This is a genomic window from Chitinophaga sp. S165 (assembly GCF_003182155.1).
Lineage (GTDB): Bacteria > Bacteroidota > Bacteroidia > Chitinophagales > Chitinophagaceae > Chitinophaga.
This window is the reverse complement of sequence record NZ_QGTG01000018.1, coordinates 34792-52155: the sequence shown is the minus strand read 5'-3', so window position 1 is coordinate 52155 and position 17364 is coordinate 34792. Positions and strand designations below refer to the sequence as shown.

Genomic DNA, 17364 nt, shown 5'->3' with positions numbered 1-17364 from the left:
GAAGTTTTGATACTGACTGTGTAATTTCTCTCGAAATTAGACGTCATTTATCTAATGTTTTCGCTTGAACATTACCTGTTTAAAATTTGCTGTTGTTTCCATTCTTTCAAAGAACTTTAGTCAAGCCATTCGCTTAACCTTTCGTCAATGTCTCAGATCCGATCTGCGTGGCACTTGCTGCCGGACATCTTTTCTATACTGTAAGAACTTTCTCGCTTTATTCCGTTTCGCATCGTTTGCGTTGGGGTTGCAAAGGTGTATTAAATTTTCATTACCACCAAATCTTTTTTGAAATTTTATTTTAGTGATCATTTTAGCAACGACCCTTCTAAATCCAACAGTGCAGCCACTTTCAGCCAGCTGCGCCTTATCAAAAAAGGAGAAATTCTATACTTGGGAAGAGCTTTTGTATGCGTTGCTTTCTATCGAAGCGGGATGCAAAATTAGGAGTTTTTTCATTACTACCAAATAAATTTTGAAAGATAACTGGTACGATTATACTAAACTGCTTAATATCAATATATTAAGTGGGCACATTTTACTGCACCCTGTCATTCAACATCCCCTCCGGATACGCTACCTTTATCAGGAACAACCCCTGCGGCGGTACCGCAAAATCAGCATTCACACAATTCCGGCTCTCTATCGCTTCCCGGAATCCCTCCATCGTCAACTTACCGCGCCCTACCCGCAACATCGTTCCTACCATTCCCCTCACCATCCCTCGCAAAAACCTGTTCGCCGTTACATTGTACACTAACCGGTCTTCCTTCGCCGTCCACGCCGACGACATAATATTGCAGATATATGTCCGCACCTGCGTATTCCGCTTCGAAAACGTCATAAAGTCCTGGTACTCCATCAACACGCCCGCCGCTTCCTGCAACAGCTCCACATCCAGCCGGTACGGAAAAAAGTACCCCCTGTCATGCAGGAACGGGTCTTTGTGCATGTACAATGTATATTCGTAAGACCTGCTCAACGCCGCAAAACGCGAATGGTCTTCATCCCCGACCCTGTACACATGTTTCAGTACCACATCCGGCGGCAGGATCGCATTCACCTTATACTGGAACTGAGGATGCAATGGCTGGTCCGTATCAAAATGCAGGAAGTTCTGCAACGCATGCACCCCCGCATCCGTACGGCTGGAGCCTGTCGTCACTATCTTCGTCCGCATCAGCGTACTGATAGCATGATCTATGGCCGATTGTACCGTGTGTGCAGTATCCTGTACCTGGAAACCGGCAAAACCAGCCCCCTTATATCCTACCTCGATAAAATATCTCATAATTCCTGATTGCGAAACGCAAAGGTAAGGCGCAAAAACAAAAAGGTCACAAAGTTGCTGTCATACAACCTTGTGACCTCTTCGTAATTATCTTCTTCCCCGCTACTTGTGCAGCATGGCCCTGAAACGCTTTTTGTAATAACTGTCAGACAACAGGCTCTCCAAACCGGCAAATTCGTCTGAATGATAAGCCTTCGGATAGGCCTGATCCAACAAACGATACCGGGATTCATCCGTTCCCATTAACTGTACCAATGTCTTGATCTGTGAAGATTCCAGGCAATAACCTTTGGTCTGCCTACGGAATGCTTCCACCATTGCATCATCATCTTTTCCGGCAACGAACTTCCGCAGCATTTTACGGAACGTCTCATCATCCATCACCTTTCCGCAATCAGAATTGATCATTTTCAGAGAGGATGATTTCGTTTCCGGAGCCGGTTCTGCCGCTACCGGCGCTGCCACAGGAGCAGCTACGTCCACGCCCTCTCCTTCTGCCGCCTTCTTTTTCTTTTTGTCTTTTTTGCTCTCTTTCGGATGATCTATTGATAGATCACTTACCTCATATCCTGTCGGATCACTCACCACATTATTAGGACGTTCAGATGTATCTATCGTATCTATTTTCTCAGCAATCCTGCTACGTCTCTTCTTTTTAGCACTTGCCGGTTCTTCAGCCGGAATAACGGTTGTTTCTGCCGGGGTACTTTCAGTAGTGGCCGGCGCAGGTGCTGCTACACTGCCTGCTGGTGGTGCCTGATGTCCGCCGGTATCCACAAAATCAATGAATGCCGGGTCGTCGCTCTTCTTCTTCCGCTGTTTCTTTTCCTTCTTTGTCACTGGCGCCTCTTCCTTCACCGGTTCGGCAGGTACGGTTTCTTCGGATGATTTAGCCGTTTCACCCACCGGCGCTGTTGTTGCCTGAGTGCCTTCAGTTACTGGCACCGCTGCCGGCGTCGCTTCTGTGATTGGCTGTTCAGATGCCGGTGCTGCCGCTTTATTTTCTTCAGCCAGTACTGCACTGGCCAATGCTTTTTCTTCTTCTGTCAAAGGATCACGCTCTCTTCTCCTTCTGCGTCTCTTCTCGGCCGGTGCTTCAGTAGCAGGAGCTGCTTTCGGCACATCTGTAGCCGGTGCCGCCGTTACCGGCGCTTTAGGTTCTTCCAGCTGTATATCGTCCGGACGATCGTCACTCACTACTTTATCCAATGCCTGGGAGAATTTGTTGGACTGCTTCACCGGACGGGTACCCGGTCCTACCGCCACTCCGCTTTTTGTAGGGAAAGTAGAATCAAGGTCTTTCTTTAAAGATGCCATCATGGCCTGCTTCTGCTCTTCCTCCGAAACCGGTACCGGAGGCGCTGGCACAACCGGACTATCCGCAACTACGGGCGCAGGTGCTGTTTCGGTTTCATTTGCCGCTACTGCAGGCGCTACCTCCATGTCCTGGGTCGGCGCCACTTCAGCTGCCGGCGTTTCAGCCACCGCTACAGGCTCCTTCTTCTTTTCTTCTCCAGGCCTGATCACCGCAAACGTCTGCAGATTAAATAACGCATATCCGCGGTCCCCGTCCTGTTTCAACAGGTACCCCTGATCGCCCGGGCCTGTTACCTTCACGAGGTACTGGCGTTCAGGCGCGTCACTTTTCGCGAAGCCTATCCTCAGAGAGGCCGTACCTGCCGGCATTTTGGAGAGGATAATATATCCCCTGTCCGACGACGGCATCAGCTTCCCATCATATCTTACATAAAAAGGTTGGGATCTCTCACTTTGTATATATACAAAATACTGCTGGTCCTGGGCTGACATGCGGAACGCCATCCCCAGAAAAAACAGTGTGAACAAAGATCTCTTAAAAAATTGCAGCATACCCATTTCTTAAATAACTACGAATGACGGACAAATCCGTCATTCCAGATCGCTTATGATTGATTGATTAACTAATTATATTTACAAAATCTATTCCAAGATAACTAAGACCTCCCCTTTCTCTACCGCCGTCCGCTCTTTAACCTTCACTTCTTTTACCACGGCATCTGCCGCTGCCTTGAACACATTCTCCATTTTCATGGCCTCCAGTATCAATACCGGGTCCCCCTTCTTAATTGCCTGTCCCGGTTCTACCAGCACTTTCAATACCAGTCCGGGCATTGGCGCCTTCAGGTCGTTCACCTTCCGGCTCAAGGCATCTTTCATGCCCATCTCCGCCAGTAACTGATCGATCGGCTCCTCTATGACCACCGCATATTCCTGCTGATCTATCATAATAGTGACCGTTTTCGTATCCCTGTCAACCTTTATCACCTGGGCAACATAACTCTTGCCGTCCAGTATAACACTGTGATTACCATTAGGAAGTGCTACTCCCGACCACATCACCGGCTGGTCATTACAGGTAAAAGGGAACTTATCGGTATCGACTACAAACGACTGCTCTCCATTCACAATTGCTTTTATCATAACATGGTTTTTACTGGACTGCGACAAAAATAACACTTTTAAACACTTACCGGGCGCGGGCTTTGCGAATGATCCCGATTTATAGCCAATTATCACGATTTAGTTAATATTAACAGCTCTGTTCACAATTATATCTGATAAAACCTGTTATTTCGTATCAAAATCAGATTATCATCATGTTCAAACCTTTGAAGCACACGCTAAAAAGTGTACTGTTTGCAAGTCTTACGGGGATCATTTATGTCACTCCCGTTGCGGCTCAACAGGCCCCCTCACAGCAGGAAGATCCCTCCCTTAAAATCTATCGCGCCACCTCAACAAAAGTGCATGACCTGGTACACACCAAACTGGATGTTCGCTTTGACTACGCTAAAAGATATTTAATTGGTAAGGCCTGGCTTACCCTCAAACCGCATTTTTATAAGACCGACTCCCTCACACTGGACGCTAAAGCAATGGATATCAAACAGGTAGCTATTGTTAAAAGTGGAAAGAACGTTCCCCTGAAGTTCCAGTACGACAGCCTCCAGCTGCATATTGCCCTGGACAAGGCCTATCAGAGAACAGAGTCTTTCGTTGTATATATTGACTACGTTGCCCGTCCAGACGAGGTAAAATCTGCCGGTAGCGCTGCCATTACAGATGCTAAAGGCCTGTACTTTATCAACCCCGACAGCAGCGTAAAGAATAAACCAGTTCAGATCTGGACGCAGGGAGAAACCGAATCGGCCTCCGCCTGGTTCCCGACCATCGATCGTACTGCCCAGAAAACCACAGAAGAGATCAGCATTACTGTAGATAAGAAATATGTGACCCTCTCCAATGGTAAGCTGATGAGCCAGAAGAACAATGCTGACGGCACCCGCACCGACTACTGGAAAATGGACCTTCCCCACTCTCCTTACCTGTTCATGATGGCGGTAGGCGATTTCGCTATCGTTAAAGACCAGTGGAAAGGCAAGGAAGTGAACTATTATGTGGAAAAAGCATACGCGCCGTACGCAAAGGCTATTTTCGGCAATACCCCTGAAATGATGACCTTCTATTCCAACATCCTCGGTTACGACTATCCCTGGGTGAAATACTCACAGGTTGTAGTAAGGGATTATGTGTCTGGTGCAATGGAGAATACCACCGCTACTATCCATGGCGACTTCCTCCAGAAAACCGACCGTGAACTGCTGGATAATAATAATTACAATGAAGCAGTTGTTGCACATGAGCTGTTCCACCACTGGTTTGGCGACCTCGTAACCGCTGAATCATGGAGCAACCTCACGCTGAACGAGTCTTTTGCCGACTACAGCGAGTATCTGTGGATGGCTTACAAATATGGTAAAGACGCTGCTGACGATCATTCGTATAAAGCGATGCAGAGCTACCAGAAATTTGCCCAGTACTCCGGCGACAGAGACCTGGTACGTTTCCACTATCATGATAAAGAAGATATGTTCGACGCCATCAGCTACCAGAAAGGTGGCCGTATCCTGAACATGCTGCGCAACGTAGTTGGCGACAGCGCCTTCTTCAAATCACTGAACCTGTACCTCAAAACAAATGCCTTCAAGGCTGCTGAAGCACATCAGCTGCGTCTTGCCTTTGAAGAAGTAAGTGGTCAGGACCTGAACTGGTTCTTCAACCAATGGTACTTCGGACAGGGCTACCCTGTTCTGGACATCAAATCCAGCTATAACGAAACTGCTAAAACAGTAACCGTTACAGTAGAACAGCAGCAGGGCGATAAGATCTTCCAACTGCCTGTTGCCATCGACATTTATGCCGGCGGCAAAAAAGTACGCCACCAGGTGACCATCTTCGATAAAGTAAGCACCTTCACCCTGCCGTCCGATGTAAAGCCTGACCTGGTTAACTTCGACGGAGATAAAGTACTGCTGGCAGTTAAGAAAGAAAACCGGGACATCAACTCATACATCTTCCAGTATACCCACGCTCCTGAATACCTGGACCGCCGGGAAGCTATCGAAGCCTGTCTGAAGGAGCAGAGCACCAATCCGGCTGCGCTGAAAGTAATAGCTGCTGCGCTGAAAGATAAGTTCTACGGCCTGCGCGCCCTGGCTATCAACGGCCTGAAACTGACCGATCCTGCAGTTAAAACAGCTACTCTGGCTACCTTACAGGAACTGGCAAAGAAGGATGATAACGCGACCGTACGTGCTGCCGCGCTGACCCAGCTGGGTTCTCTGAAAGATGTTAAACTGACGCCGATCTTTGAAGCCGCAGCGAAAGACCGCTCTTATGCTGCTGCCGGTGCTGCCCTGGAAAGTCTGGGCGCCCTTGACCTGGAAAAAGGCTATACACTGGCCAAACAGATGGAAAAGGATTCCAAAGGCGCATTGAGCAACGCGATCGTGTCTATTTATGCTCAGAAAGGTAATGAAGAAGATATCGCTTTCTTCGCCAAAACCTTCAATGAAGCCAGCGGTCAGGACAAACTGGACGCTGCTATCCAATACCTGGGGATCCTGGGTATCGTAGATGACACTGATGAAGTGCTGAAAGGTGTGGAAGACATCAAACAGATGGCCCTCCTGTTCAATAACAAGATGGTCAACAACTACCTGGTAAGCCTCCTGCAGCCTATCGCCAGAAACAAAGAAGAAAAAGCTGCTTTGGCCAGCCCCGATAAAAAGACGGGTTTGTTAAAGCAAAGTGATTATATGAAGAAAGTAGCCACTGAGCTGAAGAATTAAAAGAAAAGGGGTTCGTCTGAAACGAGCCCCTTTTCTTTTATATGAATTCTCTATATTAGCACAACGAGAAAACATTCATCTGTAAAGTCAATACTGAACCACTGCAATAGAACTGTAAAGTTCTTCTATACTAATACTTATCTTCAATTCAGCTCCTATTATACAAGGTTTATACAAGCTTTATCTTACGTTCATCTTACGTTCAAAGACGTAAGATGAACGTAAGATAAAGCTTGTATAAACCTTGTATAGTCCTGTTTTAGTAGACACCCGGTAGAGGACATACAGGGACTTAGTTATCCCAGTCCAACCTCCCAATGACGCTCCGGTATCTCAATATCCTGAAATCCCTTCTTTAACAACCAGTTACGGAATATCTGCTGCACTTCATACTCTCCGTGTACCAGGAATAACTTCTTCACTTCTTTTGGGTCCTGACAGGAAAGCCATTGGCTCAAGTCCTCATAATCGCCGTGAGCGCTCATGGAACGGATCACGCCAACGTCGGCCCTTACCTCGTAATGGGTACCATAGATCGACACTTCCTTCGCCCCTCTCATCAGACGGCCGCCCAGCGACTGCGGCTCACAATATCCCACTATCAGGACCGTATTCCGGCTATCGGCAATGTTATTGGCGATATGGTGCTTCACCCTGCCCGCTTCCGCCATTCCTGAAGCCGAAATAATGACACAGGGCTCTTCCCGGAAGTTCAGCGCCTTTGACTCATCCACGGTCTGGATGTAATGCAAACCCGGGAAGTCAAAAGGATCATCATCTATTTCCAGCAACTTCGCCACTGTTTTATTAAATACCTCCGGATGATGCCTTACCACGTCGGTCGCCTCGCGGGATAAAGGACTATCCACAAAGATGTCCACCTTCGGCAGCTTACCGTCCAGGTTTGCCCGGTTCAGTGAATACAGGAGTTCCTGGGTACGGCCCACGCTAAAGGCGGGAATGATCAGTTTCCCTTTCTTCACCTTACAGGTATCATGAATATATTTGATCAGCAGGTCGTCTGAAGGAACGGCCTCCGCATGTAACGTGCTGCCATAAGTAGATTCCAGCAGAATGTAATCTGCCTGGGGGAAGATATCGGGGGATCTTAATATAGCGTCATTATACCTTCCTATATCGCCACTGAAGGAGATCTGTGTGGTCTTTCCGTTTTCGGTGATGCGCACATGTACAGCAGCACTACCTATAATGTGCCCGGCATCCGTGAAATATACTTCCACATCTTCATCTATCCGGAACCAGCTTTTATAGTTTACTTTTTTAAGAGCGCTGATGCTACGTTCAGCATCATTAATGGTATATAAGGGGCTTATTTCCGGTTTCCCCTCCTTCCTCATTTTCTTATTGGTGAACTTCGCATCATCTTCCTGGATCTTTGCAGAATCCAGCAACAGGATCTCTGTCAGATCACGGGTGGCCGGCGTACAATAGATATTTCCCTTAAACCCTCTTTTTACAAGTAATGGTATCAGTCCTGAGTGATCGATATGTGCATGTGAGAGGATCAGGTGCGTAACTGAAGCTGCATCAAAACCAAAGTTTTCATTCATAGCATCAGTTTCCCTGCCCATTCCCTGAAACATCCCGCAATCCAGCAAGATCTTCTTGCCATTCTTTAGCGAGATAAGATGTTTAGACCCTGTAACCGTACGTGCCGCTCCGTGAAATGCTATTTTCATGTGGTGTTTTTGAAAGATGATCTGTAAAAATTAATCCTGTCTATACTTTTCCTTTGAAGGACCAGGTGATGGCGAAGGAGGCAATTACTGTGCCATCAAGGCTCTTCCCGATACTGTTCGCTGTGATCGTTTCCGGCTCGCCCGTCTCCGCTGTACGGGCTATTGCCGCTTGTATGGCTGCTCCGTCCTGGCAGGTGAACCATGTTCTGCCAACTGCCTTTTTTACAAAAGATGCTTCCATACCTGTTACCAGCATGGATACACGTTTAGGAGCAGCTGCTCGTACATACATCATTGCCAGTAATCCGGTGCTCATCTCTGCGGCCATAGACAGGCAGGCGAAATAAGTAGACCGGAATGGGTTCTGGGATAACCATTTAAAAGGCACCATTGTAATACACTGCCCTTCGTCCAATTGTTTCAATCTAACGCCTGACAGCCAGGCAATGGGCAATTTCCATAAAAGATAAAGGGAGAACTTGAACGGGTGTCCGGCAAAACGGATAAATGACCGGACGGCAGGATGAAAGTTGGGATGCTCCATATTGGCTTTATTGATTTGTGTAATGAGCGGGATTCAGTGCCTGTGGTGACCACTGTTGCAGCATGTCGCCTACCTTCTCCTTATCATACGTATCAGCCGATTCCAGCAGGGCAGAATTCTGTGTATGCAACCTGTTGCCTTTTGCATCCAGGATCACCAGCACAGGAAATCCAAAGCGCTGCGGATATCCGAGTTGTTTCAGCAACGGCAGGTTCTTGTTCTCTTTACTGTAGTTCAGGTGATACACCACGTAATTCTTCTCCGTCAGTGCGTTCAGCGTGGAATCTTCCTGGACAAACTTATAATACCGTTTGCACCAGATGCACCAGTTCCCACCGATCTGGACCAGCACATGTTTATTGCTGGCAGCCGCTTGTTGTTCCGCCTTCAGCAGGTCCGCAGCAGCATCTGCCGTTGGGTCATAGATATGCTGGAGGTCCAGGTGCGGCTTCTCCTGTGCATGTACCGTTGCTACAGTGCACATCATTACCACGATGGGTAACCATAAATATTTCTGCATACGTTAATTTATCTGTCTACAAAGACTGTATATACCGGTAGATGGATTGCTGTGCGTTTACGACAGGTGCGCCTTCTTCCGGAACAATTTCGATGTTCTGTATATCGGCGTCCAGCTTTACAGCGTTCGTATTATCTGCCAGCTGGAGGCGGATGATCTCTTTCAGCTGCTCCTGCAACTGCTGATCATATACCGGGAAGCATACTTCAATACGCCTGTGCAGGTTACGGTTCATCCAGTCTGCCGATCCCATATAGACCTCTTCATTGCCATTGTTATGGAAAATAAAGACCCTGGCATGTTCCAGGTAACGGTCAACTATTCTTCGAACCCTGATATTGCTGCTCTCCGGTTGTTCCGGCACAAGACAGCAGATACTGCGGGCGATCAGATCGATCTGCACACCTTCCTGGCTGGCGGCATACAAACTGGCGATCATCTCTTTCTCCTGCAGGTTATTGAGCTTGATGGTGATCTTTGCAGGTTTGCCTGCGCGGGCATTTTCAATCTCCCGCCTGATCAGTTCCTTAAAGCGGTCCATCAGGTTAAACTGCGCTACCAGCAGATGCTGGAAGGTAAGGAACTTATACTTAGCCGGTTGCTCCCTGGCCTGCAGGTACAGGAATAACAATTCTAATTCCTGCGTAATACCCGGGTGGGCGGTCATCAGTACATGGTCTGTATAGAACCGTGCCGTCGTTTCATTGAAGTTACCTGTAGCCATCAGGCCCATATAATCCCAATGATAACCGGTGCGGCGTTTCACCAATGCGATCTTGGCGTGTACTTTCAGTCCCGGAATACTATAGATGATCTTTACGCCGGCCGCCTTCATCTTCTTGGCCCAGCGGATGTTGTTGGCTTCATCAAAGCGTGCCTTGAGCTCCACGAACACCGTTACCTGTTTGCCGTTGCGGGCGGCGCTGATCAATGCATTCGCGATCTGCGAACTGGAAGCGATACGGTACAGCGTGATGTATATTTCCTGTACTGCCGGATCTACTGCTGCTTCGTTAAAGAAACGCAGGATGTAATCGTAACGCTGATAAGGTGCATGTAGCAGGATATCCCGCTTCAATACTTCCTCCAGCAAACGGGGCGCCTTTTCCAGTGCAGGTACCTGTATGGAAGGCTGTTTCGGATAAGTGAAGGCTGGCGACTTAACCGGCATAGGCAGGTCGTTCAGGTCCTTCAGGTTATGATAACGGCCTCCTTCTACCATTTCTTCCGGCAGGATGTGGAAGTAGACTGACAACAGCTTCTGTAACACTACCGGCATAGCTGCATCGTAGAGGAAGCGGGTAGGTATGCCCAGTTCTCTCTTCTGGATCATGGTCTCTACCTGCTCAAGGATGTCGCTGGCCAGTTCGTTCATATCCGTTTCTGCATCACGGGTGATCTTGATACTATAACACCCGTTCACGGTATAACCGGGGAACAGGAAGCCTATATTCTCCCTGATCACATCGTCGAGCATAGCAATGTAAGATACGTTGTCCAGCGCAGGTAATTCTATGAAACGGGGCAATGATGCGCTGGGGATGTTCACCAGGGCGTATTGCTGCATCTCCGGAGTACTATCTTCCGAAAGGGAGATCACGAGGTACAACTGGTTATTTTCCAGGAATACTTCTTCCGGTTTCTTCTTCCTTAACCACAATGGCTGCAGGAAGCTGAGCACCCGTGTCAGGAAATACTCCCGCAGGTGCTCAATATGTAAAGCATGTAACGGCTCGTTGTAGTAGAGATGAATATTGTTGGCGCGCAGGGCAGGCAATAGCTCTCCCGTCAATATACGCCCGAACGCCGTTAGCTGTCTGCTGATCTCTGTCTGTATCGCCGGCAGGGTATCCTGCGAAAGGATCTCCTCGCCTGCTACATCCGGATCACGGTGCAACAGTTTGTTCACTGTCAGGATAGCGGGCATCCGTACACGAAAGAACTCATCTAAATTGGAAGAGAAGATGGAAAGGAATTTAATCCTCTCATATAAAGGCACCTGATCATCATTTGCCATACACAGTACCCTGTAGTTAAACGATAACCAGCTAAGGTCTCGGTCATACAGCGGAACACTCGTTAAAATAGTCTTATTACTCATGCTTAGTTCTTCACCGGAAAAAATAGGGCTGCTACCAGGAATGCCAGTACGGAAATGATCAATCCGAACATAAAGATATTGTAAGCTATACGCAGCTGTTTATACTTCTTGCCCAGTACTACGCCCAGGTGATAAATATCCTGGATCATGCTGCCATACACATATTCGTTGTCTTTCATCATCTCGGTCATGCCCCAGGTATATTCATCCAGTGACATTTTATGGAAGTTGCCGAAGAAGAGCAGATTAGTTTTTCTACTGTCGATGTCAGCCTTGGTAAATTTCCCTACATTAACGTTAGGACGGGTGGCCAGTACTGAGAAGATGATGGTCAGCACACCTGTCAGCAGGAAGATGAAAGCAGGTATGATGAGGTTAGGGTAATCTTCCAGTCGCCGGAACAACACACCAAGTATTACGGAAATAATGATGGAGTTCACGGAGATCATGATATGGGCCTTACTGTCGGCCATAGAGCTGAGACGTATATGGTTAGTGGAAGTAGTACGGAACATTGTTTCCACTCCCCTGCCTACTTTAGGCTCTTTATCTTTCTCCTTGTCTTTCTTTTTCTCTTTACCGCCTTTCTCTTCCTTCTTTTCCCTTTCCTCCTTCAAGGCGGCGTAAGGATCTCCGTTAACTGCAGCTACGGTGACAGGCGTTGGTCTGACTTCAGCGGGCGTTATTATAACTTCATCGGATGTTACGATTTCTTCAGGCATTGCAACGGCTTCTTTCTTTGCCGCCTTTTCTTTCTTCTTCTCCGCTTTCTCTTCCTGTTTCTCTAACTTACTCTTCAATCTGGCGATGTTTTCTTCTTTCTGTTGTTGCAGTAATGCCTTGCAATAAGCAGTAAAATAATGATGAGATTCCTGCAGTCTTAGTGACCCTGCGTTCCAGACTGCGCCTGGAATTTCCCTGCCTGTGGTCAGTTCCATTTCCTGCCGTAACAAACGGGAACGCTCTTTAAATTCCTTTGTACCCAGATGGAACAGGTCAGCGTCACACACGATCTGTTCAAGCAGGTTCTGTGGGTTCTGTGGCATTTTTGTAGCCATGATACAGCCTGTCACCTGTTGTTGTACATTTTCTGGAATCTGTTGTATATTTAAGAAGTCCCTTGCCATCTCTGCACCTTTCTCCTCGTGCATTTTCGTTTCCCCCATCAGGTAACCCAGGTCATGAAACCAGCATGCGACGTATACCACCAGCAGTTCATTGTCCTCCAGCCTGTAATGCGCTGCAATCTGCTGTGCTGCTGCAACTACCAGCTGTGTGTGTTCTAAATTATGATAGACCAGGTTAGGGTGAGGACGCTCCTGGTATTGCTTCGCAACATATGTTTCTGCTGCTTCTATGATTAATCCTGTTTGCATAAGCCTTAGTTAAAAAAGCGAAACTGAGATCAGCAAGTTACTGCATTTTTAAGTTAATTTTATTCTATGAATACGCAACGCAAAATACAACGGGCAAGCTGCTCGTTGTGTTTTTGCGTTGAATATTAACTACTCATCTATGCAAGTAAGATATATTGCGTTCTTTTTCCTGTTTCTGTCCTGCAATGCTTTCGACCGCGAGGATAAACAATATGGTTCCCCTAAAGGTTATAATCTTGCAGAGGCTACCCGTTACCGTGTCAGGCAGTCCATGCAGGAGATATCGGGCATTGTCCTGGCTCCTGATGAACATCATATCCTGGCTATTAATGACGAAGAAGGGAAGATCCATTCAATTGATGTGAATACGGATAAGCCTTATCCCACTTCTAAATTTGACAAAAGCGGTGACTACGAAGACCTCGCAACTACCGGCCCTGATTGGTTTGTACTGAAGAGTAACGGCAACCTGTATCATGTTATCGCCATGTTTACCGACACAGTAGACGCAGTACACTACAAACTGCCACTTCCGGGCAAAAGAGAATTTGAAAGCCTGTATTTCGATGCGCGGGATAGCAGCCTGGTAGCAGTTTGCAAGAACTGCGAAGAAGACAAAAGAGAGGGCTTTACTACCGCTTACCGTTTCCAGCTGAATACGATGGAGTGGGATACCATGCCCGCATACCGTATCAACGTAGCTGATATTGCCAGGTTAACAGGCGGCGATGTGGGGCACTTCAGGCCTTCCGCCGCTGCAGTTCATCCCATAGAACACAGGCTATATATTGTTTCGGCTATCAACCGCCTGCTCGTCATTACCGACCTTGACGGTAAAGTACAGGAAGCCTATAATATACGGCATCGCAGGTTTCCGCAACCGGAAGGCATCTCCTTCAGTGCGAACGGCGATATGTACATATCAAATGAAGCAGTAGACGAATCACAAGCCAACATACTGAAATTTAAGTACCATTGAACTCATCACGATGATTAGCATTTTACCGAAAGCGAGACACATTCTACCCCTTCTTTTCCTGCCATTGCTTACGCAGGCCCAGATGACAGACGACAGTCTGGCGCGCAGGGTTATCCTTATCGGGGATGCCGGAGAACTGCACAAAGACGGACACAACGTTGTTATAGATGCTGTTAAACAGCGTATCAACCTGCAGGATTCGAGGAACACCGTATTATTCCTCGGAGACAATATATACCCTCTCGGTATGCCCGATCCCGGCGCTGGCAGATATGATGAGGCGAAACAAATACTCGACTACCAGGTCAACCTGGTGAGAAATACCAATACACAAGCCATCTTCATTCCCGGTAATCATGACTGGAAACGCTCTAAACCGGATGGCTGGCAAACAGTGATCAATCAGCAACTCTATGTAGATTCATTGGGACTGCCCAATGTCAACTTCCTTCCTAAAGACGGCTGCCCAGGCCCTGAAGAGGTACAACTTGATAATAACACCACCCTGATCATCATGGATACGGAATGGTGGCTGTTCCCTTATCAGAAGCCAGGATCAGAGTCTTCCTGCGATACTAAAACAAGGGAAGAGGTCCTCACAGAACTGAACGACATCGTAAGCCGTAACAGGAATAAGCTGATCATCTTCGCCGGGCACCACCCTTTCAGAAGCTACGGCATACATGGCGGATACTATACTATTAAACAACATATTTTCCCATTCACCGACCTTAAAAAAGGACTGTACATTCCTTTACCACTGATCGGCTCTATTTACCCGATCACCCGTGGTGTATTCGGTACGCCCGAAGATATTCCGAACCCCATCTATCAGTCAATGATCAGAGGCGTGGAAGCGGCCATCAAACCTCATGGCCCGGCCATCTTTGTATCAGGCCATGATCACACCCTCCAGCTCATCAAAGATGACCAGAACTTTTACGTGGTAAGCGGTTCCGGTTCGAAGGAAACCCGTGTGAAGAAAGGCAGTAAATCACTTTTTGCCAGCAATGAGAACGGCTACACCGTACTGGAAATCTCCAAAAGCGGTCGCGTGGAAGTGAAATACTACACGGTAGATAAAACCGACGCTCCTGCATACGCACAACAATTATTCAGCCTGCAGGATGTCCGTTCCAGCACAATTGCTAATGCCAGTCCTTCGGCCAGCCAGCTGCCATCTAGCCTGTCTATGCCGGCTGATCCCAAATATGCAGGTAAAAGTGGTTTCCATTACTGGTTAATGGGTAGGAACTACCGTGACGTATGGGCCACTCCGCTCAGCTTCCCGGTATTAGACCTGAACAAGGAAAAGGGCGGACTTAAGATAATAAAACGCGGAGGCGGTATGCAAACCCTCTCCCTGCGTCTGGAAGATAAAGATGGTAAGGAATGGGTACTCCGTTCGCTGAAGAAATATCCTGAGAAGGCAGTTCCTGAAGCCTTGCGTGAAACAGTAGCGAAAGATGTAGTACAGGACCAGATATCCGCAGCTAACCCATACGCACCGGTAGCTGTAGTACCACTGGCTGAAGCTGCCGGCGTGCATCACACTAATCCCACTTTTGTATATCTGCCCAAAGACACTATCCTCGGCATTTATGCAAACACCTTTGGCGATGATGTATATCTCTTTGAAGAGAGAGAACCGGATGTAAAGAAAAAGACTCTCAGTACGCCGAAACTGCTGGAACAACTGCAGGGCGATAACGACAATACCGTTGATCAGCCTTCCGTGCTGAATGCTCGTCTGCTGGACTGGCTGATCGCAGACTGGGACCGTCACGACGACCAGTGGAGATGGGCGGAAGAAAAGAATAAAAAAGAGAAGACGCAGAAATATTATCCCATCCCGCGCGACCGTGACCAGGCATTCTTTGTGAATGAAGGTCTGTTACCACGTATCGCATCCAGGCGCTGGGCACTGCCTAACATCCAGGGCTTCCGTCCGAAGATCAGGTATATAGAAGGCCAGAACCCTACTGCACAACCCTTTGACCGTTCCTTTATGAACGAGCTCAGTGAACAACAGTGGAAAGATATTTCTAAAGCCTTCGTACAGAAGATCACAGATGCATCTATCAGAGATGCTGTTAACCACTTCCCGGATTCGATCAAGTCGGAAGTTGGAGAGCGGACCTATAACATACTGAAAGCCCGCCGTGACATCCTCGAAAAAGAAGCACTGGTGGCCTATCGCTTCCTGGCTAAAGATGTGGACGTAACCGGCAGTAAGAAAACAGAGTTATTCTCTGTAGAACGTCTGGCCGGCGGACTGGTAGACGTAACTGTTACCAAGATCAACAAACAGGGTGAACTGGAACAGGTCATCTACCATCGTACTTTCGATCCAAAAGATACCCGTGAAGTACGTTTATATGGTCTTGGCGGCGAAGATAAATATGTAGTGAAAGGCGACAATGGCTCCCCTATCAAAATCCGCATCATTGGCGGTAAGGACATAGATACTTATGTTGATAGTACCGGTAGTCATGCAGGCAAACGTATCCGGATCTACGACCTCGCTAACAGGAAAGACAGCTTTGACATGAATGGTAATGACAAGCGTATCTTATCCTCTAACCCGGATGTGATCAGGTACGAACGCGTCTTCTTCCGTTATAACTACAATAAGCTGATGCCGCTGGCCACTGCTGCGTTTAACCAGGATGACGGATTGTCTCTCGGCGCCGGCTTCCAGTATACCACACAGGGCTTCCGCAAGCGTCCGTTCGCAACAAGACATACCGTACTGGCCGGGCACTCACTAGGTACGAACGCATGGCAGTTCCGTTACCTGGGTGAATTCACTGATGCAATCGGCAACTCCGATCTGACCATTGCCGCCAATGTAAAAGCACCTAATAACACGATCAACTTCTTCGGCTTCGGTAATGAAACCGTTTTTGATAAATCACGGACCATCCGTTACTACCGTACACGTTTCAGCCTTTACAACATCGAACCTTTGCTGAACACCAAGCTGTCGCAAAATGTAGAGTTGTACTACGGTCCTTCATTGACCTATTATACGCTTGACAAGGACCAGACTGCAGGACGTATCATTTCCGACTTCCCGCATAACGGACTGGACTCACTATCAGTGTACCAGTCTAAAACATATGCCGGTCTGCGTTTGGGATTAAAGATAGATACACGCGACAATCCGCTCATCCCTACAAGAGGTATCATCTGGAATAGCTCCGTGTATGGCAGCAAGGGATTGAATGAACAGAAGCGTGATTACCTCCAGGCACAAACAGACCTGAGTATTTATACTAACTTCCACGTACCTACCAGTGTTGTATTGGTAGCCCGCTTCGGCGCTAATAAGATCTGGGGCGACTATGAATATTTCCAGGCAGCTTCTATCGGTGGTGTACAGAACCTGAGAGGTTACCGCAACTATCGGTTTACCGGTAATGCAGCTGTTTACAATAATGTGGAACTGCGTATCAAACTGTTTGACTTCCGTTCCTATCTCTTCCCTGCAAGCGTAGGTTTACTCGCCTTCAATGACGTAGGCCGGGTATGGTATCCTAACCAAGAATCAGCCAGATGGCATGACGGTTATGGCGGCGGACTATATTTCACACCTGCTAATCTCGTAGTACTTTCTGCTGTAGTAGGCCGTTCTGAAGAAGGCGTATTACCTTATATTACTTTCGGGTTCAGGTTCTAA

Annotated in this window: 11 protein-coding genes; 3 read left to right on the top strand and 8 right to left on the bottom strand. The window is 47.6% G+C overall.

Features of this window, described 5'->3' with window-relative positions:
- Positions 1–538: 538 nt before the first annotated feature.
- The 3 genes from truA to C7475_RS32340 form a co-directional block, all read right to left on the bottom strand.
- Positions 539–1291 (bottom strand): tRNA pseudouridine(38-40) synthase TruA, encoded by a 753-nt coding sequence (gene truA / locus C7475_RS32350; RefSeq protein ID WP_110057582.1) that lies wholly within the window; start codon positions 1289–1291, stop codon positions 539–541.
- Between the two features lie 102 nt (positions 1292–1393).
- Complete coding sequence (locus C7475_RS32345) at positions 1394–3160, bottom strand: DUF4476 domain-containing protein (RefSeq protein WP_158286672.1); 1767 nt, start codon at positions 3158–3160, stop codon at positions 1394–1396.
- A 90-nt stretch (positions 3161–3250) separates the two neighbouring features.
- Positions 3251–3751, bottom strand: coding sequence for a biotin/lipoyl-containing protein (locus C7475_RS32340; protein ID WP_110057580.1), 501 nt, complete (start codon positions 3749–3751; stop codon positions 3251–3253).
- Positions 3752–3927: 176 nt separating this feature from the next.
- Between C7475_RS32340 and C7475_RS32335 the strand changes: the two genes are divergently transcribed.
- Entirely contained in the window at positions 3928–6462 is a 2535-nt protein-coding gene (locus C7475_RS32335; RefSeq protein WP_110057579.1) for a M1 family aminopeptidase, read from the top strand.
- 296 nt (positions 6463–6758) lie between these two features.
- Here the strand turns inward: C7475_RS32335 and C7475_RS32330 are convergent, their stop codons facing one another.
- From C7475_RS32330 to C7475_RS32310, 5 genes are read right to left on the bottom strand one after another with little or no spacing between them, the layout of a single operon-like run.
- Complete coding sequence (locus tag C7475_RS32330; protein ID WP_110057578.1) at positions 6759–8162, bottom strand: MBL fold metallo-hydrolase RNA specificity domain-containing protein; 1404 nt, start codon at positions 8160–8162, stop codon at positions 6759–6761.
- Positions 8163–8202: 40 nt separating this feature from the next.
- Complete coding sequence (locus C7475_RS32325; RefSeq protein WP_110057577.1) at positions 8203–8706, bottom strand: DUF4442 domain-containing protein; 504 nt, start codon at positions 8704–8706, stop codon at positions 8203–8205.
- A gap of 7 nt (positions 8707–8713) precedes the next feature.
- Positions 8714–9226 carry a thioredoxin family protein gene (locus C7475_RS32320; protein WP_110057576.1) on the bottom strand — a complete coding sequence of 171 codons (513 nt, stop codon included), beginning with the start codon at positions 9224–9226 and terminating at the stop codon, positions 8714–8716.
- Between the two features lie 16 nt (positions 9227–9242).
- Positions 9243–11327 (bottom strand): polyphosphate kinase 1, encoded by a 2085-nt coding sequence (gene ppk1 / locus C7475_RS32315; protein ID WP_110057575.1) that lies wholly within the window; start codon positions 11325–11327, stop codon positions 9243–9245.
- Positions 11328–11329: 2 nt separating this feature from the next.
- Entirely contained in the window at positions 11330–12703 is a 1374-nt protein-coding gene (locus C7475_RS32310) for a Pycsar system effector family protein (RefSeq protein ID WP_110057574.1), read from the bottom strand.
- 139 nt (positions 12704–12842) lie between these two features.
- Between C7475_RS32310 and C7475_RS32305 the strand changes: the two genes are divergently transcribed.
- Positions 12843–13682 carry an SdiA-regulated domain-containing protein gene (locus C7475_RS32305; RefSeq protein ID WP_110057573.1) on the top strand — a complete coding sequence of 280 codons (840 nt, stop codon included), beginning with the start codon at positions 12843–12845 and terminating at the stop codon, positions 13680–13682.
- 10 nt (positions 13683–13692) lie between these two features.
- Complete coding sequence (locus C7475_RS32300; protein ID WP_110057572.1) at positions 13693–17364, top strand: BamA/TamA family outer membrane protein; 3672 nt, start codon at positions 13693–13695, stop codon at positions 17362–17364.